Annotated in this window: 16 protein-coding genes and 1 pseudogene; 11 read left to right on the forward strand and 6 right to left on the reverse strand. The window is 69.7% G+C overall.

Going from position 1 to position 19954, the window contains the following annotated elements; all coding sequences use genetic code 11:
* Positions 1-86 precede the first annotated feature (86 nt).
* The gene (locus ACODR1_RS12105; protein WP_488880671.1) at positions 87-995 is read left to right on the forward strand and encodes a LysR substrate-binding domain-containing protein; all 909 of its coding nucleotides are present in this window, start codon (positions 87-89) and stop codon (positions 993-995) included.
* 57 nt (positions 996-1052) lie between these two features.
* Entirely contained in the window at positions 1053-2618 is a 1566-nt protein-coding gene (locus ACODR1_RS12110) for a carboxylesterase/lipase family protein (protein WP_488880672.1), read from the forward strand.
* A 213-nt stretch (positions 2619-2831) separates the two neighbouring features.
* Here ACODR1_RS12110 and ACODR1_RS12115 read toward each other — a convergent pair whose 3' ends face one another.
* From ACODR1_RS12115 to ACODR1_RS12125, 3 genes are all read right to left on the reverse strand, one after another.
* Positions 2832-4346: a right-handed parallel beta-helix repeat-containing protein gene (locus tag ACODR1_RS12115; RefSeq protein WP_488880673.1), complete on the reverse strand. Its 1515-nt coding sequence runs from the start codon at positions 4344-4346 to the stop codon at positions 2832-2834.
* 121 nt (positions 4347-4467) lie between these two features.
* A complete protein-coding gene (locus ACODR1_RS12120) occupies positions 4468-6312 on the reverse strand; it encodes a DUF8034 domain-containing protein (protein WP_488880674.1) in 1845 nt (614 codons plus the stop codon).
* Positions 6312-7628 (reverse strand): MFS transporter, encoded by a 1317-nt coding sequence (locus tag ACODR1_RS12125; RefSeq protein WP_101718382.1) that lies wholly within the window; start codon positions 7626-7628, stop codon positions 6312-6314. Before ACODR1_RS12125 ends, ACODR1_RS12120 begins: the two co-directional genes overlap by 1 nt.
* Before the next feature lie 340 nt (positions 7629-7968).
* On the opposite strand from ACODR1_RS12125, the gene ACODR1_RS12130 reads away from it, so the two are divergent.
* Positions 7969-10755 carry a TonB-dependent receptor gene (locus ACODR1_RS12130; protein ID WP_488880675.1) on the forward strand — a complete coding sequence of 929 codons (2787 nt, stop codon included), beginning with the start codon at positions 7969-7971 and terminating at the stop codon, positions 10753-10755.
* A gap of 75 nt (positions 10756-10830) precedes the next feature.
* Positions 10831-10946: pseudogene (locus tag ACODR1_RS12135) on the forward strand (hypothetical protein); the annotation flags it as partial.
* A gap of 7 nt (positions 10947-10953) precedes the next feature.
* Here the strand turns inward: ACODR1_RS12135 and ACODR1_RS12140 are convergent.
* The 3 genes from ACODR1_RS12140 to ACODR1_RS12150 form a co-directional block, all read right to left on the reverse strand.
* The gene (locus ACODR1_RS12140) at positions 10954-11511 is read right to left on the reverse strand and encodes a hypothetical protein (RefSeq protein ID WP_488880676.1); all 558 of its coding nucleotides are present in this window, start codon (positions 11509-11511) and stop codon (positions 10954-10956) included.
* A gap of 178 nt (positions 11512-11689) precedes the next feature.
* Positions 11690-12598 carry a M56 family metallopeptidase gene (locus ACODR1_RS12145; protein WP_488880677.1) on the reverse strand — a complete coding sequence of 303 codons (909 nt, stop codon included), beginning with the start codon at positions 12596-12598 and terminating at the stop codon, positions 11690-11692.
* On the reverse strand, positions 12588-12956 hold the full coding sequence (locus ACODR1_RS12150) for a BlaI/MecI/CopY family transcriptional regulator (RefSeq protein WP_058349304.1): 369 nt from the start codon (positions 12954-12956) through the stop codon (positions 12588-12590). The genes ACODR1_RS12145 and ACODR1_RS12150 overlap by 11 nt, the downstream gene beginning before the upstream one ends.
* Before the next feature lie 99 nt (positions 12957-13055).
* Between ACODR1_RS12150 and ACODR1_RS12155 the strand changes: the two genes are divergently transcribed.
* From ACODR1_RS12155 to msrQ, 7 genes are all read left to right on the forward strand, one after another.
* Positions 13056-15932 (forward strand): bifunctional [glutamine synthetase] adenylyltransferase/[glutamine synthetase]-adenylyl-L-tyrosine phosphorylase, encoded by a 2877-nt coding sequence (locus ACODR1_RS12155; RefSeq protein WP_488880678.1) that lies wholly within the window; start codon positions 13056-13058, stop codon positions 15930-15932.
* Positions 15933-16182: 250 nt separating this feature from the next.
* Positions 16183-16575 carry an EF-hand domain-containing protein gene (locus ACODR1_RS12160; RefSeq protein WP_488880679.1) on the forward strand — a complete coding sequence of 131 codons (393 nt, stop codon included), beginning with the start codon at positions 16183-16185 and terminating at the stop codon, positions 16573-16575.
* 34 nt (positions 16576-16609) lie between these two features.
* A complete protein-coding gene (locus ACODR1_RS12165; protein ID WP_488880680.1) occupies positions 16610-17170 on the forward strand; it encodes an RNA polymerase sigma factor in 561 nt (186 codons plus the stop codon).
* 22 nt (positions 17171-17192) lie between these two features.
* Positions 17193-17636 carry a hypothetical protein gene (locus ACODR1_RS12170; protein WP_488880681.1) on the forward strand — a complete coding sequence of 148 codons (444 nt, stop codon included), beginning with the start codon at positions 17193-17195 and terminating at the stop codon, positions 17634-17636.
* Positions 17633-18151 carry a periplasmic heavy metal sensor gene (locus tag ACODR1_RS12175; protein ID WP_488880682.1) on the forward strand — a complete coding sequence of 173 codons (519 nt, stop codon included), beginning with the start codon at positions 17633-17635 and terminating at the stop codon, positions 18149-18151. The genes ACODR1_RS12170 and ACODR1_RS12175 overlap by 4 nt, the downstream gene beginning before the upstream one ends.
* A 21-nt stretch (positions 18152-18172) precedes the next feature.
* Positions 18173-19123: a protein-methionine-sulfoxide reductase catalytic subunit MsrP gene (gene msrP / locus ACODR1_RS12180; RefSeq protein ID WP_488880685.1), complete on the forward strand. Its 951-nt coding sequence runs from the start codon at positions 18173-18175 to the stop codon at positions 19121-19123.
* Complete coding sequence (gene msrQ, locus ACODR1_RS12185) at positions 19123-19839, forward strand: protein-methionine-sulfoxide reductase heme-binding subunit MsrQ (protein WP_488880683.1); 717 nt, start codon at positions 19123-19125, stop codon at positions 19837-19839. The genes msrP and msrQ overlap by 1 nt, the downstream gene beginning before the upstream one ends.
* The last annotated feature ends 115 nt before the right edge of the window (positions 19840-19954 follow it).

A 19954-nucleotide genomic window follows, 5' to 3' on the forward strand; every position in this document is an offset into this window, starting at 1 on the left:
CCCTGCCCGGAAAGAAGGCCCTGGCGATAGGGCCGAACGAACGTCTAGCCTCGCGACTCCAGGGTGTTGTCGACGGGCGCTTTCCGATGTTCGAACTCAGCCAGCTTCGCTGCTTCGTCGCCACCGCCGAGGAGCTGCATTTCGGCCGCGCCGCCCAGCGGCTGAACATGACCCAGCCGCCGCTGAGCCGGCAGGTTCAACTGCTCGAGCGCATCCTCGGCGTCACCCTGCTCGACCGCACCAGCCGCTCGGTGCGCCTCACCCCCGCCGGCCGCGCCTTCCTGCTGGAGGCCCGCCGCATCCTGCGCCTGGCCGAGAGCGCGGCCCTGGCCACCCGCCGCATCGCCAGCGGCGACGCCGGCCAGATCGCCATCGGCTTCACCGCCGTCTCCGGCTACAGCTTCCTGCCGCGTCTGGTGATCCTGTCCAACGCCCGCCTGCCCAACGCCGACCTGACCCTGCGCGAGATGGTCACCCGCGAGCAGGTCGAGGCCCTGCTGACCGGCCGCATCGACATCGGCCTGGTGCGCCCGCCGATGGACCGCGCCGAGTTCGCCACCGCCCGGGTGCTGTCCGAACCGCTGGTGGCCGCCCTGCCCAACGGCGACCCGCGCCTGGTCAAGGCCAGCCTGACCCTGGCCGACTTCGACGCGGGCCCGCTGATCATGTATTCGCCCGAGGGCGCGGGCTATTTCTACAACATGCTGACCACCCTGTTCGACGCCCACGGCGTGGCCCCGAACTACGTGCAGCACGTCACCCAGATCCACTCGATGCTGGCCCTCGTGCATGCGGGCCTCGGCGCGGCGATCGTGCCGGAGTCGGCCATGAGCCTGCACTTCGACGACGTGCAGTTCCGCCCCGTCGAGACCACGCCCGACCGGCCGGTCGAGCTCTACATGGCCTGGCGCAAGGACAACGAGAGCCCGATCCTGCAGACCTTCATCGACCTTTGCCTGGCCGAGGCCTCGCCGGCGGATCCGGGCGAGCGCTGACGCGCCCTCGCCTCCCGTCGGCCGGCGCGGCCCAACGATAAAAGACGGGAGAAGACCATGACCCTCGATCGCCGCGCCGTGCTGGCCGGAGCCGTCGCGCTCGCCGCGCCTTTGAAGGTCAACGCCGCCGGACGGGCCGCCCCGGTGGCGACCACCACGGCGGGGCGGGTGCGCGGCGCCGAGATCGACGGGATCAAGGTCTTCAAGGGCATGCGCTACGGCGGCGACACCTCATCGCGCCGCTTCCAGCCGGCGGAAGCCGCCCAGCCCTGGAAGGGGATCGCCGACGCCCTGGCCTATGGCCCGGCCTCGCCGCAGCTGAAGACCGACGAGGCGACATCCGAGGACTGCCTCTTCCTCAACGTCTGGACCCCCGGTCTGGCCGATGGGCGCAAGCGGCCGGTGATGTTCTATGTGCATGGCGGCGCCCATGCGAACGGCTCGGGGTCGAGCCCGCTCTATGACGGGACCTGGCTGGCCAAAACCTACGACGTGGTGGTGGTGACGGTGAACCACCGCCTCAACGCCTTCGGCTACAGCTATCTCGCCCGCCTGGGCGGGGCGGAGCTGGCCGACAGCGGCAATGTCGGCAATCTCGACCTTATCCTGGCCCTGCAGTGGGTGCGCGACAACATCGGAGCCTTCGGCGGCGATCCGGGAAACGTCATGACCTTCGGTCAGTCGGGCGGCGGGGCCAAGTGCGTGACCCTGATGGCCATGCCGCGCGCAGCGGGCCTCTACCACAAGGTCGCGACCATGAGCGGCCAGCACGTCACCGCCATGGGACCGATCCACGCCACCCTCCGCGCCCGCGCCTTCATGGACAGGCTGGGTCTGAAACCCGGCGAGACCGACAGGCTGAAGACCCTGCCCGCCGCCCAGCTGGTCGAGGCGCTGAAGATGCGCGACCCGCTGGAGCGCAAGGGCGGCATCGTCTTCTGGTCGGTCGTGGACCACGGGGTGCTGCCGCGCCACCCGTTCTATCCCGACGCCCCGCGCGAGAGCGGGCATATTCCCATGGTCATCGGCAACACCCACGACGAGACCAAGGCCTTCCTGGGCGGTGATCCCAAGAACTTCGCCCTGACCTGGGACGAGCTGCCCGGCAAGCTGGAGAACGAGCTGGTGCTCGACATGTCGCCCGAATACCTGGTCGGCCGCTATCGGGCGCTCTATCCGCAGGCCAGCCCGTCGGACCTCTTCTTCGCCATCACCACGGCCGGGCGCTCGTGGCCCGGCCACCTGATCCAGGCCGAGCAGCGGGCCCGCATCGGCGCCCCGGCCTGGATGTACCAGCTCGACTTCGGCGCCCAGACCGATCCCCGGATGGGCGCCTACCACAGCTACGACATCGCGCTGACCTTCGGCACGCTGGCCGCTAAGGGCTCGATGACCGGTACCGGACCGGCGGCGACGAAGGTGCGCGACCAGCTGAGTGCGGCCTTCGCGGCCTTCGCCCGCACCGGCGATCCCAACTGCGCGGCGATCCCGGCCTGGGAGCCATACACCCTGCCCCGGCGGCCGACCCTGGTGGTCAACGAGACCTCGGCGATGGTGGACGATCCACGGCGGGAGGAGCGGGAGATTTTCGCCGTCGCGCCGTTCATGAAGGAAGGGACTTGAGGCGCCAAGATCCTCCCCCTGAAGGGGGAGGTGTCGGCGAAGCCGACGGAGGGGGAAGTGGATGCTTAGCTTCCACCGCCTCGAAAGCTGAAAACGTCCCCCCTCCGGGCCACCTCCCCCAGAGGGGGAGGATCTTGGTCGACGTCCCGCCAGGAAGATGCTCCCCCTCTGGGGGAGCTGTCGCGGAGCGACTGAGGGGGGTCTTCCCCGACCCTACCGGCCCAACGCCACCGCCGCCGAGAACGCCGAGGTCGCCCCGGCCGCCATGGTCGTCGTCGCGGTGATCGCCGAGCCGGGCGCGGCGCCGTCGACCTGCCCCTCGAACGCCGCCCTACCCTGGCTGTCGGCGACCGCCTGCACCGTACCCAGATAGCGCTCGCCCTCGGTTCCGCCCCTGGGGCTGGCGAACAGTTCGACGAACACCACCCCGCCCGCCGGAGCCCCGGCCTCGCCCTTCACGGCGGTCTTGCCGCCCACCGCGCGAGCCGAAATCACCCTCGGCGGCAGGAGCCCGAACTGCGGCGTCGCATGGCACTTGTCGGGCGTGTTCGGCGCCGTGCAGACCTGCGCCGCGCCGGCCTTGTCGAACACCACGCCCATGCCGCGCGAACCGACGAAGCTGGCGTGCTCCAGCCCCGGCGGGCCGATCACGATGCCGCCGCGCGCCATGGCCGGATCGCACGAGCCGCCGGCCGAGCACAGCCTGATCGGCTTGCCGTTGCCGGAGATCGCGTTGCGGCTGATGCGGTTGGCGGCGACCTTGGCCTCGGGCCGCACGGCGATGCCGATTCCGTTGCCGCGGATCTCGTTGCCGGAGATCATGTTGTCGGCGCCGCTGACGCTGATCCCGAAGGCGTTGCCCGTAAAGACGTTGGCGCCGATGTAGTTGCGCGCGCCCCAGTTCAGCTGCAGCCCGTCGGAATAGTTGGCGAAACGGTTGCCCACGACGGCGTTGTCGTTGCCCCACAGGATCTCGATGCCCTGCGAGGGCTCCAGGTTGTCGCTGCCGCCGTCGAAACTGTTGTCGGCGATCAGGTTGAAGGCCGCGCCGCGCGTCAGCTCCAGGCCGTCGCCGTTCTCGACGAAGGCGTTGCGCAGCACCTTGTTGTCGAGCGTGGTGTGCGAGGTCGAGCCGCCCTTGCCGTCGTCGCCGCTGAGCATCACGCCCGCGCCGCCGATATTCCGCACGATGCGATTGTCGGCGATCACCGCGTTGGAGGTTCGCAGGACCAGCACCCCGATGCAGAAGCCCCGGATCTCCAGTCCGCGCAGGCTGACGCCCTTGGTGTCGACCAAGGCAAAGCCCGGATTACTGGCGGTGCGGACATTGGTGCCGTACTGGCCCTGGACCATGCCGGGGCAGGACTTCAGGTCACGCGGCAGATAGCCCGAGCCGTCGACCACGTTATGGCCGCCGCTGCGGGCGAAGGCCTGACCCTCGATGGCCACAGGCCCCCTGATCGGCGGCAGGGCCGACTTCAGCACGATGGCCGGGGCGGCGATCTCGATGCGGTAGCGACCCGGCTCGGCGTTGCTGGTCTCGACCGCCCAGCGCAGCGAACCCTTGGCGCCGTCGTCGGCGTCGCGGTCGACCAGCAGCAGTTCGGTCGCCGCCGCGCCCTGGGCCGGCCCGCCCGCGGCCACCGCGGCGATAGGCTTGGGGTCCTGAGCCAGGGCCGGCGAGGCCAGCAGGGCCGCGACGATCGCGGCGGACGCTACACGAACCATCGGTCCCTCCATCTTCTCGTGCGGGTCCTCGTCCTTCGGCGAGCTCAGGATGAGGACCAATTCAACGGCCGCACAGTCGAAACCTCACCCTGAGCTTGTCGAAGGGCGAGGTTTCGCCGTCTCAGACCGCCCTGTCCCAGGGAAAGCTCAGCGTCGGCTGGTTGACGTGGCGCTTCATCTTCAAGGTCAGGCGCGCGCCCGCGCCCGGCGCCAGGCGCAGGGTGAAGGCCGAGGCGTCGACCGCCTGGGCGGCGCCCTCGCCCAGCGCGGCGCTCTGGATCTGGTGCTCGCCATAGGCGCCGCCCTGGATCGTCACCGTGCGCGGGGCCACGGGGCTGAGATTGACCAGGCTGACCACCGTCTCGTCGTCGGTCAGACGCTCGACCAGGGCCGCCACGTCCTGCGGAACGCCGGCCCGGCGGCGCTCGGGATCGAAGTAGCGCAGGCGCGCATAGTGCAGCGCGCCGCCCTGCGAGGGCGAGGACTTCGACCACGGCGGCCGGGCGATGTGGATTCCGCCCTCCATCAGCTGGATCAGGGCGGTGACGCTGGCCGGATTGATGTCGAGCGCGGCGTCGGCCAGGCGCGTGTCGGGGGTCGACGTATCCTCGCGCTGGGCCTGGGCGCGGGCGCGCACCCGCTCCAGGTCGCCGCGCAGCGCCTTGGCAGGATAGGAGGGGTCCTTGCCATCCAGCCAATCGAGCCAGGGATGGGCCGCCGCGCGTTCGCGATCGGACGCCTTCATCGACAGGTACCAGATCTCCAGCCCGTTCAGCTGGTATTCGCCGGGCGCAAAGCTGTACCAGCCCTTGGAGCCGTACATGCGCGGGGTCGAGACCTTGCCGTCCTCGACCTTCTTCTGGGCGTTGATGACGTCGTTCTGGCGCCGCCAGACGTCGAGATACTTGTCGTCGCCGGTCAGCAGGTAGGCGTTCATGAAGCCGACCACCGCGCGCGGCACGCGGTTGCGGTCCTCGCGCTGGCCGGTGTGCGGGGCCACCGGCGAGAAGCCCCAGCCATAGGTTCCGCTCCACCACCGGCCCTTGGGAACCTGGCCGTCGAGCCCGACCTTGCTGGGGATCACGTCGCCGTTGGCCCGCGCCCGCTCGATCCAGCCGTCGACGTATTTCAGGATCCAGTCGCGGTACTTGGCCTCGTGGTCCAGCATGTAGGCGTTCATCACCAGGCTGGTGGCCTGCAGGTTCAGCGGACTGTCGCCGACCACGTCGCCGTACTCGTCGTAGTGGCGCAGGGTCTCCTCGTACGAGCGCTCGCCGTGCTCCATGAAAAAGTGGGTGACGTCGAAGGGATCGCCGGCCCAGTCCAGGGGCGTGGCCTTGCGCAGCATCGGACCCCGGCTGCCGGTGATCATGCTGCGGATGATGTTGAGCTTGGCGTCATAGTTCGGCGTGGTCGGATCCTCGCCGGTGTAGAAGCCCGAGAACCTTTTCGCCCGCTCGCGAAAGCGCGGATCGTTGGGCGCCGACAGCCCCAGCAGGTTGAACACCGACAGCCCCTCGGACAGGTGCTGCCAGTCGCTCATCACCGGGAACTCGCGGAAATACATGCCCTCGCGGGCGAACGGCACGTCCTTGGTCCTAGCCGCCGTATACTGGCGCACATTGCCCTCGAAGGCCTTCTGGGCCAGCTCGAGCACGCGGTCGCCGGCGCCCAGGGCGTGCAGGGTGGGCCAGTCGTTGACGTTCTCGATGGCGTCGTCGGGACCGTCGTTGGCGCCCCAGCGCTCGAAGGCCAGGAGGTAGCCGCGATCGTCGAAATAGCGGGCGAAGAAGGCCTCGCAGGCCGCCTCGTTGGCCTTCAGCAGCTCGCGCTGCAGCAAGGCCCATTCGGGCGCGGCCATCGGCGTCGTGACGGTCAGGGCGGCGGGCGCAGCGCTCGCCGCGCGGCCCTGACCAGCGAGAACCAGGGCCGAGGCGCCGGCCAGGACATGGCGTCGAGAGAGCATCAGGCCGCCTTCAGCTGCAGGCGTTGGATCTTCCCGACGATCAGGAAGTAGGCCAGCACGGCGATCAGGCAGTGGGCGCCGACGAAGATCAACGCCCCGTCGAACGAGCCGGTGGCCTGGACGATGTAGCCGATGACGATCGGGGTCACGATGCCGGCCGTGTTGCCGAAGGTGTTGAAGACGCCGCCGGTCACCCCGGCCATCTCCTTGGGCGAGGTGTCCGACACCACCGCCCAGCCCAGCGACGCCACGCCCTTGCCGAAGAAGGCCGCGGCCATGATCACGATGACCAGCCACTCCTGCTCGACGTAGTTGCAGATGACGATGCAGGTGGCCAGGATCATGCCCAAGAGCAGCGGCGTCTTGCGGGCGATGTCGAGATTGCCGGTCTTCTTGAGCAGGTGGTCGGAGATCATCCCGCCCAGCAGGCCGCCAGCGAAGCCGCACAGGGCCGGCAGGGCGGCGGTGAAGCCGGCCTGCAGGATCGACAGCCCCCGCGCCTTGACCAGGTAGATCGGGAACCAGGTGACGAAGAAGTAGGTCAGCACGTTGATGCAATACTGGCCGATATAGACGCCCAGCAGCATGCGGCTGGTCAGCACCTGCTTGACGTTGGCCCAGGTGAAGGCCGCGCCCGCGTTAGCGGTCTTGTCCTCCATCCGCACCAGGCCGCCGCCGGCCTCGATATAGTCGAACTCGGCCTTGCTGATCTTGGGGTGCTCGACCGGGCTGTGGATCAGCTTGACGAAGAAGAAGGCCGCGACGATGCCGATCGCGCCCATGACGAAGAACACCGACCGCCAGCCGAAGTCGTGGGCCAGCCAGCCCATCAGCGGCGCAAAAGCGACCAGCGAGAAGTATTGGGCCGAGTTGAAGATCGCCGAGGCCGTGCCCCGCTCAGAGCCCGGGAACCAGGCGGCCACGATGCGGGCGTTGGCCGGGAACGACGGCGCCTCGGCCAGACCCACCAGAAAGCGCATGAAGAACAGGGCGACGGCCGCCGCCAGCCCCGTGAACACGCCCGAGAAGCCCTGCAGCAGGGTGAAGCTGGACCACAGCACCAGGGCGGCGGTGTAGATCTTCTTGGAGCCGAAGCGGTCGAGCAGCGCCCCGCCGGGGATCTGGCCCAGCACATAGGCCCAGGCGAAGGCCGACATGATGTAGCCCATGGCCACCGGATCCAGGCCCAGTTCCTTCGACGCCGACTGGCCGGCGATCGAGAAGGTGGCGCGGTCGGCATAGTTGATCGTCGTGATGATGAAGAGCGTCGCGATGATCAGCCAGCGCACGCGGGTACGCCTGGTGGTGTCGGTCATTGACGCTCTCCCTGGGGCGCCGCTCTGTCGTCGGCGCTTTGGGAGGACGCTAAGCGGCGTCGGGGCCCAGGTCTAAGTCAAATCGCCTATGGACCGATCCACGGGCGACATGGATCGAACCGCGGTACGCATCGAAACCCAAGGCTGTCAAAGGATCGCCCGCGCGCGAGACGGCAGGCGCCGCTGCGGAAACCTGTGGATCGGTGCACATCACGCATAGGTCCATACCCGATTGGGATTGGCCCTCTGATCGAACCCGTCCCTATGGTTCAGGCAACGAAGAAGCAGGCTCAGCCGGCTTCCAAAAGCGGCCCGCGCAGACGGGCATCGGGAGGGACAGATGACGTCCAACAGGAATCCGCGCCTGCGCGCCGTGCTCGGCGCCAGCGCTTCGGCCTTCACCATTCTCGCCGCCGGCGCCGCCATGGCCCAGGAGGCCCAGCCGCCGGCGGCCGAACCCGCTTCCGACGAGGTCGAGGCCATCGTCGTCACCGGCTTCCGCGCCAGCCTGCAGAGCGCCATCAACCTCAAGCGCAACGAAAGCGGCGTGGTCGACGCCATCAAGGCCGAGGACATCGCCCAGTTCCCCGACCTGAACCTGGCCGAGTCGCTGCAGCGCATCCCGGGTGTGTCGATCTCGCGTATCAACGGCGAGGGCCGGCAGATCACCGTGCGCGGCCTGGGCTCGGAATACACCCGCGTCCGCATCAACGGCATGGAGGCGATCTCCACTACCGGCGGCACGGCCAACAGCGGCGGCACCAACCGCGGCCGTGGCTTCGACTTCAACGTCTTCGCCTCGGATCTCTTCAACAGCATCGCCGTGCGCAAGACCGCCTCGGCCGACGTCGAGGAAGGCTCGCTGGGCGCCACGGTCGACCTGACCACCGCCAAGGCCTTCGACAGCGGCAAGCCCCAGCTCGTGCTGTCGGCCGGCGCCAGCTACAACGACCTGTCGGAAAAGACGACGCCGCGCGTCTCGGTGCTGGCCAGCAACGTGTTCTTCGACGGCAAGGTCGGCGCCCTGCTGTCGGTGGCCTACGAGGAGCGCCACCTGAAGGAAGAGGGCGCCAACATCACCCGCTGGGCCACCGGCGCCAGCAACGGCGGCTTCAACAGCGCCTCGACCCTGCCGGGCTACACCATCGCCCAGATCAACAGCAGCAGCCTCTTCGCCCCGCGCATCCCGGGCTATGTCAGCTACGACATCGAGTCCAAGCGCCTGGGGATCGCCGGCTCGCTGCAATACAAGCCCAATTCCGACACCCAGGTCACGCTGGACGCCCTCTACGCCTATCTGGCCGGCACGCGGAAGGAAGCCCAGCTGCAGGCCATCGGCCTGTCGCGCGCCAACACCGGCAAGCCGCAGACCATCATCCGCGACGGCGTCGTCGAGAACGGCAATCTGGTCGCGGCCCGGATGGACAATGTCGATCTGCGCACCCAGGCGGCCTATGACGAGCTGAACACCGAGTTCAAGCAGTTCACCCTGTCGGGCACGCACGACTTCAGCGCCAATGTGCGGGTCGGGATGCTGGCCGGCTATTCGGACTCGACCTTCACCCAGCCGGTCTCGACCATCGTCACCTTCGACCGGGCCAACAGCGCCAACTACCAGTACGACTTCCGCAAGGGCCGCGCGCCGCAGATCCTGCTGGGCTTCGACCCGACCGATCCGGCCAACTGGGCCTCGACCAACGGCACCTCCGAGGTGCGCATCCGCCCGCAGTTCGTCGAGAACCAGTTCTCGACCGCCAAGGTCTATGGCGAGTGGGACCTGAACGACAACCTGCGTCTCAAGGCGGGCCTGGACTGGCGCAAGTTCGAGTACGACAGCTACGGCCAGTACCGGACCAGCGAGACCGTGGTCCAGACCCTGACCCCGGCCCAGCTGGCCTCGGTGTCGAAGGTGTTCACCGGCTTTGGCAGCGGCATGAGCCTGCCGGAGGGCAACTTCACCTCCTGGCTGATCCCCGACATCGACAAGTACGCGGCGCTGCTGGGCATCTACAGCAACAGCGGCATCTACGCCCTGACCGACACCAACAACTCCAGCGCCCGCGGCCAGTACGGCGCGGTCGAGGAGCAGGACTACGGCGCCTACGTCCAGGCCGAGTTCAAGTTCGACGCGTTTGGCCTGCCGTTCCGCGGCGACGCCGGGGTGCGCCGGGTGCACACCAAGCAGGAGTCGGCCGGCTACGCCGCCGTGGCCGGCGCGATCCAGCGGGTCGACGTCGCCCGCGACTACAACCTGACCCTGCCGTCGTTCAACCTGGCCGCCGACCTATCCGACACCGTCGTGGCCCGCGTCAGCGCCGCCCAGACCATCGCCCGTCCGGGCATCGGCTCGCTGTCGCCCGGCGGCGACGTGGCCGTGCAAGGCGCCAATCGCACCTACAGCTCGGGCAACCCGTACCTGACGCCGACGAAGTCGGACAATCTCGACTTCTCGCTGGAATGGTACCGCGAGAAGGGCGCGATGATCGCCCTGGGCGTCTTCTACAAGCGCATCGACACCTTCGTGGCCACCCTGCGCCGCGAGGCCGTCTACAACACCCTGGGCCTGCCGGACTCGTTGCTGACCGGCACCGGCGCGACCACCGACCAGGTGTTCCAGGTGACCCAGCCGGTCAACAGCGACGGCGGCGACCTGAAGGGCTTCGAGATCAACGTCCAGCAGCCCTTCACCTTCCTGCCGGGCTTCTGGAGCAACTTCGGCGTGGTGGCCAACTACACCTATGTCGACTCCAAGATCGAGTACCTGACCTCGACGACGCCGGGCGCCCCGACGGTGAACGCCACCCTGGTGGGCCTGTCGAAGAACGCCGCCAACCTGACCCTCTACTACGAGACCCCCAAGTGGAGCGTGCGCGGCTCGCTGGCCTATCGTGACGGCTACCTGACCCAGGTGCCCGGCAGCGACGGCAACACCGTCCAGGGCACCAACGAGACCCTGAACGTCGACATGCAAGCCAGCTGGAACATCCGCGACAACCTGAAACTGTCGATCGAGGGCGTGAACCTGACCGACGAGTTCAACGACCAGTACGTCGGCGATAGCAACCGACTGAACGTCTACACCCACAGCGGCCGCCAGTTCCTGGTCGGCCTCCGCTACAACTTCTAGGCGCGATCCTACCTCCCCCCGGCGCCTAGGCAGCCCGCGTCGCTCTCCTTCCAGGGCGGCGCGGGTTTTCTTTTTTTGGGGGGCTTACCTCCGTGCGTGACCCTCGTCCTTCGACAGGCTCAGGATGAGGGCCAAGGCGGGCGTTAGCGCTAATGCGACCTCACCCTGAGCTTGTCGAAGGGCGAGGTCGCCGCCCCCTTACCTCGGCATCGTCGTCGCCTGGCGGCGCACCACCCGGCAGCGGGTCTGGCCGAACTTCGTGGCGCAGAAGCCGGTCTCGTCCGAGCCTTCGCGGATCACCGCCCAGCGGTCGCGGTCGCATTGATGCCAGGTCTCACGGAAGCGGCCCCTGTCGTCGTAAGGAAACACCGGCGTGTCGCCATCGATGTAGAACCGGGTCATGCCGGTGAAGCCCCCGAAACTGGTCTTGCCGTTGACCACGCCGCAGACCCGGCCGGTGCGCATCATCCACACGCCCCCGAACTCCAGCTCACGCGACTGCTTGAGGCGGGCGACCAGCGCGGGATGCACCACGGCCCAGCGCTGTGCGGCCTGGCGGCGGGCCGGCTCCAGCGCCGCGCCTTTCGCCGGCGGCAGCGGCCCCATGGCCCGCTCGAACCGGATGAAGTCGAAGATCCCATAGGCCAGGGCCGCCAGCAGCGAGGCGACCATCACCAGGCCGAGGATGCGCCAGGCGACAGCGACGCCGCGCTTGCGGCCGACATGGGCGTCGGGAACCGGCAGGACGAACGACATGGTGATCTTCCCCTCTGATCGAAGAAAAGATTACACGTGTAGTTTTTAAGTTCAAGCGGATACGCCCTGCATCCTTCGAGGCCCGCTGCGCGGGCGCCTCAGGATGAGGATCTCAGTGCAATAGCGTCCTCATCCTGAGGTGCGAGCCGAAAGGCGAGCCTCGAAGGACGCACCGAGCTTACCGCGCCTCAACGCCCCGCTTCAGCGGCGGCGGGGTGACGCCGTCGACGAACAGGCGGGCGCTGGCGCCGGGGATGCGGGTCGAGGGCGGGGCCGGGCCGCGCGGGGCCAGGGTCCAGACGCCCATGACGATCATCACGGTCAGCGCGCCCAGGGTGACGGCGGCGGTCAGGCCTTCGTTCGAGACCGGACCCGGGCCGGCGATGACCCGCACCCGCGACACCAGCGGATGGCGGCCGAAGGCGCAGGCCAGCGGCGAGGCGGCGGTGAAGGCGTGGGCCTTCATCAGGGTCTCGGCATAGCGCTTGCGGGCCTTGGGATGCAGGGCGACGACATCGCCGTCGCAGGCGATCTCCTGGTCCAGGCGGGCGACGAACGCCCCCAGATGGACGACGGGGTTCAGCCAGCCCAGGGCCTGGCAGGCGGTGATGATCAGGTTGCCGCGCGGGTCGCCGCGCCGCATGTGGGCGCGCTCGTGGGCCAGGACGAGTTCACGCTCGGCGGCGTCGAAGCGCTGGGCGAAGTCGCGCGGGATGACCAGGCGCGGGCAGAACACGCCCATGACCGCCGGGCCTTCCAGGCCGGCGCGGGCGCGCTTGCGGAAGGCCCGCTCGGCCAGGGCGATGAAGCCGGCCAGGCCGACGACGCCGGCCAGCCAGACGATCAGGAAACCCACGGCCAGCAGGCGCTCGGGCGGCTGCTGGGCGGCGCCGGCGCCCAGGGCGTCCGACAGGCTGGGAAAGACGCTGGCCAGGGCGGCGGCCGGGGCCAGGCGCCACAGCTTGTAGGCCGCTTCCGAGCCGACCAGGCGGCGCACCGGAACGCGCAGGGCCAGCACGACTAGAACGCCGACCGCGGCGGCCAGCTGCGCCCGCAGCAGGGTTATGGCCAGCAGTTCAATCAGCATCGTCCAGCTCCGCGATCAGCTGCTTCAGCTGCTTGACCTCGTCGGGCGACAGCGAGCGGTGCTTGGCGAAATGGGCGACCAGCGGCGTCAGGCGGCCTTCGAACAGACGGTCCAGCAGGCCCTGGCTCTCGGTTTGCAGGTACTCGGCGCGGCTGACGATCGGCACGTAGCGGACGCGGCCGTCGATGCGGCGCGACTCGATGGCCTTGCGCTTGAGCAGGCGGTTGATCAGCGTCTTGACCGTGGCCTCGCCCCACCCCTGCGGGCCGGCGACGGCCTCCAGGATCTCTTCGACGGTCAGGGGGCTCTGGCTCCAGAGCGCTTCCATGACGTGGCTTTCGGCGTGGGTGATGCTCATGGCTGTCCGCTGGCTCTACAGACCTGGATGATTACGCCCGTAAATGAAGCCGTCAAGCGATGCTTGGCGGACGCCGCCGGTCGGTTAAGAGTGCGCGCCATGACTCTTCTGCTCGCCCCTCGCCTCGCGCCCTGCGGTCCGGTCGTCGATCCTAAGGCCGCCGAGCGCGCCCACGAGATGATCGCCAAGCGGGCGGGCGAGCGGATGAACATCGTCGACGCCGCCTGGCCGGCCCTGGCCCCGGTGTTCGCCGCCAGCCCCTATCTGGCGAGCCTGGCCCGCCGCGACGGGGTGCGCCTGCCGGGCATCCTGGACAGCGATCCGGACGCGCGCCTGGCCGAAATCCTGGCGGCCGCCCAGGCCGTCGCCGCCGAGCCCGACTTCGAGACCGCCCGCAAGACGCTCCGAGACCTGAAGGCCGACCTGCACCTCTTGACCGCCCTCTGCGACCTGGGCGGCGTCTGGGATCTCGACGCGGTCACCGGCGCCCTGACCCGCTTCGCCGACGCCAGCCTGCACGCGGCCCTGGCCCAGGCCGCCCGGGTGGAGGTCGCGCGCGGCGCCCTCACCCATGTCGGAGACGGCCAGGATGGCCCGATCCCCGGCCTGTTCTGCATCGCCATGGGCAAGCACGGCGCCTATGAGCTGAACTATTCCAGCGACATCGACTTCTCGATCTTCTACGCGCCCGAGACCCTGCCAGTGACGGAGGGAACCGAGCCGCAGGGCGTGGCCGTGCGCCTGACCCAGCATCTGGGCCGGATGCTGGCCGAGCGCACCGCCGACGGCTACGTCTTCCGCATCGACCTGCGCCTGCGGCCCGACCCGTCGTCGACCCCGCCGGCCATGCCGATCGACGCGGCCCTCGACTACTACGAGAGCGTCGGCCAGAACTGGGAGCGGGCCGCCCACATCAAGGCCCGCATCGCGGCCGGCGACATCGCCCGCGGCGAAGCCTTCCTGGCCGAACTGCAACCCTTCATCTGGCGGCGCAATCTCGACTTCGCCGCCATCGCCGACATCCACTCGATCAAGCGCCAGATCCACGCCTACAAGGTGGACGAGCGGCTGGAGGCCAAGGGCGCCGACCTCAAGCTTGGCCGGGGCGGCATCCGCGAGATCGAGTTCTTCGTCCAGACCCAGCAGCTGATCCTGGGCGGCCGCCATCCGGACCTGCGCAACCCCCGCACGCTGGACGCCCTGGCCGCCCTGCGCGACGCCGGCCACGTGACGCCGGAGGACTGCGAATACCTGACCGCCGCCTATCACGACCTGCGCGCCCTCGAGCACCGGGCCCAGATGATCGCCGACGACCAGACCCACAAGCTGCCGGAGTCCGACACCGACCGGAAGAAGGTCGCCGCCCTGTGGAACCAGGGCAACCTGCGCAGCTTCGACGCCGCCGTCGGCAAGATGCTCAAGGGCGTCAACCAGCGCTACGGCGCCTTGTTCAAGGGCGAGGAGGAGTTGTCCTCACGGTTCGGCAGCCTGGTCTTTACCGGCGTCGAGGACGATCCGGAAACCCTGGCCACCCTCAAGCGCATGGGCTTTTCGAACCCAGAGCGGGTGGCCGCCACCATTCGCGGCTGGCACCACGGCCACATCGCCGCCACCCGCACCGAGCGCGGCCGCGAGCTCTTCACGCGCCTGGCCCCGCGCCTCTTGGACGCGGCCAATGCGACGGGCGCGCCGGACGCGGCCTTCAACCGCTTCGCCGACTTCTTCGCCTCGCTGAGTTCGGGCGTGCAGATCCAGTCGCTGTTCCTGGCCCAGCCTCGCCTGTTTGAGTTGGTGGTGCAGGTCATGGCCTTCGCCCCGCGCCTGGCCGCCACCCTGGCCCGCCGGCCAACGGCGCTGGACGCCCTGCTCGACCCGGCCTTCTTCGGTCCGATGGAGATGCCCTCGGAGGTTCCCTGGGATCCCAGCGAGTTCGAGCCGTCGATGGACGCGGCCCGGCGCCTGTTCCGTGACCAGGCCTTCCGCATCGGGGTGCGGGTGATGAGCGGCACGGCCGACGCCCGCGACGTGGGCGCCGCCTTCGCCGACCTCGGCGACCTGATCGTCGGCGGCCTGGCGCCGGCCGCCCTGGCCGAGGTCGAGCGGCTGGGCGGCGCCTTCCCAGGCCAGGTGGCCGTGGTCGCCCTGGGCAAGGCCGGCTCGCGCGAGATGACCGCCAAGTCCGACCTCGACCTGATGACGCTATATGCGGCCGACGAGCCCGCTGCGATATCCGAGGTAAAGGGCTGGAGCGCCGACGTCTTCTACGCCCGCTTCACCCAGCGCCTCGCCTCGGCCCTGTCGGCGCCCACCGCCGAAGGCACGCTCTACGAGGTCGATCTCAAGCTGCGCCCCTCGGGCAGCAAGGGGCCGGTGGCGGTCAGCTTCACCGCCTTCGAGGACTATTACGAGCGCGAGTGCGAGACCTGGGAACTCTTGGCCCTGACTCGCGCCCGGGTGATCTGGGCCAGTTCGCCGGCGTTCAAGGCCCGGGCCGAGGGCGCGATCGAAGCCGCCCTGCGCCGCCCCCGCGACGTGGCCAGGACCGCCGCCGACGTGCTGGAGATGCGCGACCTGATGGAGCGCGAGCGGCCCGGCAAGGGCCCCTGGGACCTGAAGCTGGACCCCGGCGGCCTCGTCGACATCGAGTTCATCGCCCAGTTCCTGCAGCTGGCCCACGGTCCGAACGGCGGCCCGCTGGCCCAGAACACCGGCGAGGCGCTGTCGGCGCTGATCGGGGCGGGCCTGGCCGACAAGGCGTCCCTGACCTCGGCGCTGTCGGCCTGGCGCCTGGAGCAGGATCTTTCGCAGCTGATCAAGGTGGCGCTGGAGAACGGCGACGACCCGGAAAGCGAGCCCAAGGCCTTCCGCGCCCTGCTGGCCCGCGCTGGCCACGTCACCCAGTTCCGCTCGCTGAAGGCCAAGCTGGTCAAGGCCAAGGCCGAGGCGCGCAAGGCGTTCGAGGATGTGGTGCACTGACCCCCCTCAGTCGGCTTCGCCGACAGCTCCCCCAGAGAGGGAGCATCCAAAATCCTCCCCCTCTGGGGGAGGTGGCCCGAAGGGCCGGAGGGGGGCCGTTCTCAGCTTTCGAGGCGTCGACGGTCCGCCCACTTCCCCCTCCGTCGGCTTCGCCGACACCTCCCCCTTCAGGGGGAGGATCTCTCACCCAGCGACGGAAACCTCGCCGGCCGCCGTTGAAGCTCCCGAGGGATCCTACCCGGAGCATTCGATGAAGACGTTCACCACCCTGGTCGCCGCGACCGCGATCGCCGCCTGCGCCGTCCCGGCCCTGGCCCAGACCAAGCCGGCCGGCGAGCCCCTGGCCGCCTTCCAGAGCCAGCGCGCGGGCCAGATGCTAGCCAAGCTGGACGCCAACAAGGACGGCAAGCTGTCCAGGACCGAGTTCGAGGCCATGCGCCAGAAGAAGGCCGACGGCGCAAAAGCCGGGCGCGGCGAGCGCCTGTGGGGTCGCCTCGACGCCGACAAGGACGGCTTCCTGTCGCGCGCCGAGCTCGAGGCCATGGCCGCCAAGCGCTTCAAGCGGATGGACGCCGACGGCGACGGCGTGCTCACCTCGGCCGAACGACAGGCCGCGGCCGGCAAGGCCAAGGCTGCGATGTAACGGCCGGCATGGGCTTGGCGTGACGAGGTGAGGCTTGGCGAGCGAGGGGGAAGACCCCGACCTGGCGTTGCTGGAAGGCGTGGGACGGGGCGAGCAGGCCGCCGTGCGACGGCTGCTGGACGCCCGCCTGCCGCGCATTCTCGCCTTGGCGAGACGCCTTCTCGCCGATCCGGACGAGGCCCAGGACGTCGCCCAGGAGACCTTCCTGCGGGCCTGGAAGCAGGCGCCCTCGTGGCGTCCCGGCCAGGCCCGCTTCGACACCTGGCTGCACCGCGTGGCGCTGAACCTGTGTCGCGACCGGCTGCGGCGACGGCGGGAGACGAGCATGGCGCAGCCCCCCGAGGTGATCGACGCAGGCCCGACCGGCGAGGGCGCGCTGCTGGGCGTCCAGATCGGCGGCCGCATCGAGGCGGCCCTGGCCGCCCTGCCCGAGCGCCAGCGCGAAGCGATCGTGCTGTGCCATCACCAGGGCCTGGGCAACAAGGAAGCCGCCGCCCTGCTGGGGGTGTCGGTCGAGACGCTGGAAGGCCTGCTGGGCCGCGGACGGCGCGCCCTGCGCGCGTCCCTGGCCGACCTGATGGAGGCGGTCAGATGAGCTTGAAGGAGGGCGCGCGACCATGACCCCCGACCGCTTCGCCGAACTGGCGGCCGCCCACGGCGGCGACATCGGCCGCTGGCCGCAGGCGCTGCGCGAGGCCGCTCGCGCGGCCCTGGCCGCCGATCCGCACCGCCTGGGCGCGGTGCTGGCCGCCGAGACCGACCTCGACCGCCTGCTCGATCTGGCCCCCGCCCAGAGCGTCGACGCCGCCCTGCTGGGCCGGCTGCTGGAGGCCGCGCCGAAGCCGCGTCGTTCCGCGAGCGCCTGGTGGGCGGGACTGGCCGCGGGCCTGGGCCTGGCCGTCGCCACCGTGGCCGGTGTCGCCGTCGGCGTCGCCTCGGGCGCGGGCGAGCGCCTGGACCGCCGCGCCGACGCCATCCTGGCCGCCGCCTACGACCAGCCAGAGCCCGACACGGCGGCCGAGGCCCTGCCCGAGCTCCTGGATGAGGCGACCGACCTATGAGCGCTAACCGCACTCTGATCATCGCCCTGGTCGCGTCCGGCGCGCTGAACCTCTTCCTGGTCGGCGGCATCGCCGGCGCGGCCTGGATGCGCCAGGAGGCTCGCCGCGAAGCCCCGATCGCCGCCGCCCTGGCCCAGCGCCCGCCGCTGTGGACCGCCGGCCGCGATCTGCCGCCCGAGCACCGCAGGGCCCTGCGCCGCAGCCTGCGCGAGGCTGCGCTAGAGAACCGCGCCGACGCCCAGGCCGCTCGCGCCGAGCGCCGCGCCGTGGTCGACGCCATGCTGGACGGTCGCTTCGACCGGGCGCAGGCCGACCGCCGCATGGCCGCCGCCCGGACGCTGGAAAGCGGCGTGCGCGCCAAGGTCGACGGCCGCCTGACGGCCTTCGCCGAGAGCCTGCCGCCGGAGGAGCGCAAGGTGCTGGCCGAGGGCCTGAGGCGGGTCTACGCCCCGCGCCAGAAGCCGCGCGAGGATCGCCCCGACCGGCCGCGCAGAAAAAACGACGGCGGGACATAACCAAACCGCGTCCGGCTCCGTATCTTCGACACTGAAACCGGAGACACGCCCGTGCTGATCCGCCACCGCCCCGACCTGACCGACAACGACGTCACCGACCCGGGGCTCTACCTGCGTCGGCGCGAGTTCATCACCGGCGTCGCGGGCCTGGGTCTCGCGGGGCTGGGCGGAGCGGCCGGCGCCACGCCTCTGGCGTTCTCCAAGGGCTTCTCGACCACCGAGAAGCCGACGCCGAAGGACGACATCACCAGCTACAACAACTTCTACGAATTCGGCGTCGACAAGGGCGATCCCGCCGAAAACGCCGGGCGCTTGAAGACCCGCCCCTGGACGGTGCGCGTCGACGGCGCCTGCGAGGCGCCCAGGACGTTCGACATCGACGCCCTGATCAAGGGAAACAAGCTGGAGGAGCGCATCTACCGCCTGCGCTGCGTCGAGGGCTGGTCGATGGTGATCCCCTGGGTCGGCTTTCCGCTGAAGGACCTGATCGCGGCGGTCAAACCGACCTCCAAGGCCAAGTTCGTCGCCTTCGAGACCCTGATGCGGCCCTCGGAAATGACCGGCCAGAAGTGGGACGTGCTGCAGTGGCCCTATCGCGAGGGCCTGCGCATCGACGAGGCCGTCCACCCTCTGACCCTGGTCGCCGTGGGCCTCTACGGCGAGACCCTGCCCAACCAGAACGGCGCGCCGCTGCGACTGGTCGTGCCGTGGAAGTACGGCTTCAAGAGCATCAAGTCGATCACCCGGATCAGCCTTGTCGACCGCCAGCCGCCGACGGCCTGGAACCTGTCGGCCCCGCGCGAGTACGGCTTCTATTCCAACGTCAATCCGGCCGTGGACCATCCTCGCTGGTCGCAGGCCACCGAGCGCCGCATCGGCGAGTTCCGGCGGCGCGACACCCTGGCCTTCAACGGCTATGGCGAGTGGGTGGCGGACATGTACCGGGGCATGGACCTGAAGAAGTTCTACTGATGAACAGGCCCCCTCAGTCGCTCCGCGACAGCTCCCCCAGAGGGGGAGCATCTTCCGCGCCGACCCGATCCTCCCCCTCTGGGGGAGGTGGCCCGAAGGGCCGGAGGGGGCCAGCGCAGCGCCCCTCCAAGACCCGCGACAACCTCGTCTACGCCGCCGTCTGGCTGGCCTGCGCCGCGCCGCTGGCCTGGCTGGCCTTCCGCGCCTTCGCCGGCGACCTCGGCGTCAATCCGATCGAGACCCTGGTGCGCCAGTTGGGCGTCTGGGGCCTGCGACTGCTGCTGGTGGGCCTGGCCATCACCCCCGCCGCCGTGATCCTGAAGAAGCCGCGCCTGGTGCGTTTCCGGCGGACCATCGGCCTGTTCGCCTTCGCCTACGTGTCGCTGCACCTCCTCAGCTACATCGGCGTCGACCTCTATTTCGACTTCGGCCAGCTATGGAAGGACATCCTCAAGCGGCCGTTCATCACCCTGGGGATGGCGGCGTTCGTGATGCTGGTCCCGCTGGCGGTGACCTCGACCAACGGCTGGGTCGTCCGCATGGGTCGGGCGGCCTGGAGCCGGCTGCACTGGCTGATCTATGTCATCGTGCCGCTGGGCGTGGCCCACTACTACCTGCTGGTGAAGGCCGACCACCGGCCGCCGCTGGTGTACGGCGCGATCCTGGCGGTGCTGCTGGGCTGGCGGGTGTGGCGAGCGACAAGATCCTCCCCCTGAAGGGGGAGGTGTCGCGGAGCGACGGAGGGGGAAGTCGGTGACGACTTCCAACCAACTCGACAGCTGAAAACGTCCCCCCTCCGGCCCTCCGGGCCACCTCCCCCAGAGGGGGAGG

The sequence above is a fragment of the Caulobacter sp. FG7 genome (assembly GCF_057808875.1).

Bases quoted from the DNA above. Each gene is read 5' to 3' on its own strand.
- ACODR1_RS12155 (WP_488880678.1), top strand. From the start codon at position 13,056: ATGACTCTTCTGCTCGCCCCTCGCCTCGCGCCCTGCGGTCCGGTCGTC.
- ACODR1_RS12130 (WP_488880675.1), top strand. From the start codon at position 7,969: ATGACGTCCAACAGGAATCCGCGCCTGCGCGCCGTGCTCGGCGCCAGC.
- ACODR1_RS12120 (WP_488880674.1), bottom strand. From the start codon at position 6,312: ATGCTCTCTCGACGCCATGTCCTGGCCGGCGCCTCGGCCCTGGTTCTC.
- msrQ (WP_488880683.1), top strand. From the start codon at position 19,123: ATGAACAGGCCCCCTCAGTCGCTCCGCGACAGCTCCCCCAGAGGGGGA.
- ACODR1_RS12145 (WP_488880677.1), bottom strand. From the start codon at position 12,598: ATGCTGATTGAACTGCTGGCCATAACCCTGCTGCGGGCGCAGCTGGCC.
- ACODR1_RS12175 (WP_488880682.1), top strand. From the start codon at position 17,633: ATGAGCGCTAACCGCACTCTGATCATCGCCCTGGTCGCGTCCGGCGCG.
- ACODR1_RS12110 (WP_488880672.1), top strand. From the start codon at position 1,053: ATGACCCTCGATCGCCGCGCCGTGCTGGCCGGAGCCGTCGCGCTCGCC.
- ACODR1_RS12115 (WP_488880673.1), bottom strand. From the start codon at position 4,346: ATGGTTCGTGTAGCGTCCGCCGCGATCGTCGCGGCCCTGCTGGCCTCG.
- ACODR1_RS12150 (WP_058349304.1), bottom strand. From the start codon at position 12,956: ATGAGCATCACCCACGCCGAAAGCCACGTCATGGAAGCGCTCTGGAGC.
- ACODR1_RS12140 (WP_488880676.1), bottom strand. From the start codon at position 11,511: ATGTCGTTCGTCCTGCCGGTTCCCGACGCCCATGTCGGCCGCAAGCGC.
- ACODR1_RS12170 (WP_488880681.1), top strand. From the start codon at position 17,193: ATGACCCCCGACCGCTTCGCCGAACTGGCGGCCGCCCACGGCGGCGAC.
- ACODR1_RS12125 (WP_101718382.1), bottom strand. From the start codon at position 7,628: ATGACCGACACCACCAGGCGTACCCGCGTGCGCTGGCTGATCATCGCG.
- ACODR1_RS12160 (WP_488880679.1), top strand. From the start codon at position 16,183: ATGAAGACGTTCACCACCCTGGTCGCCGCGACCGCGATCGCCGCCTGC.
- ACODR1_RS12105 (WP_488880671.1), top strand. From the start codon at position 87: ATGTTCGAACTCAGCCAGCTTCGCTGCTTCGTCGCCACCGCCGAGGAG.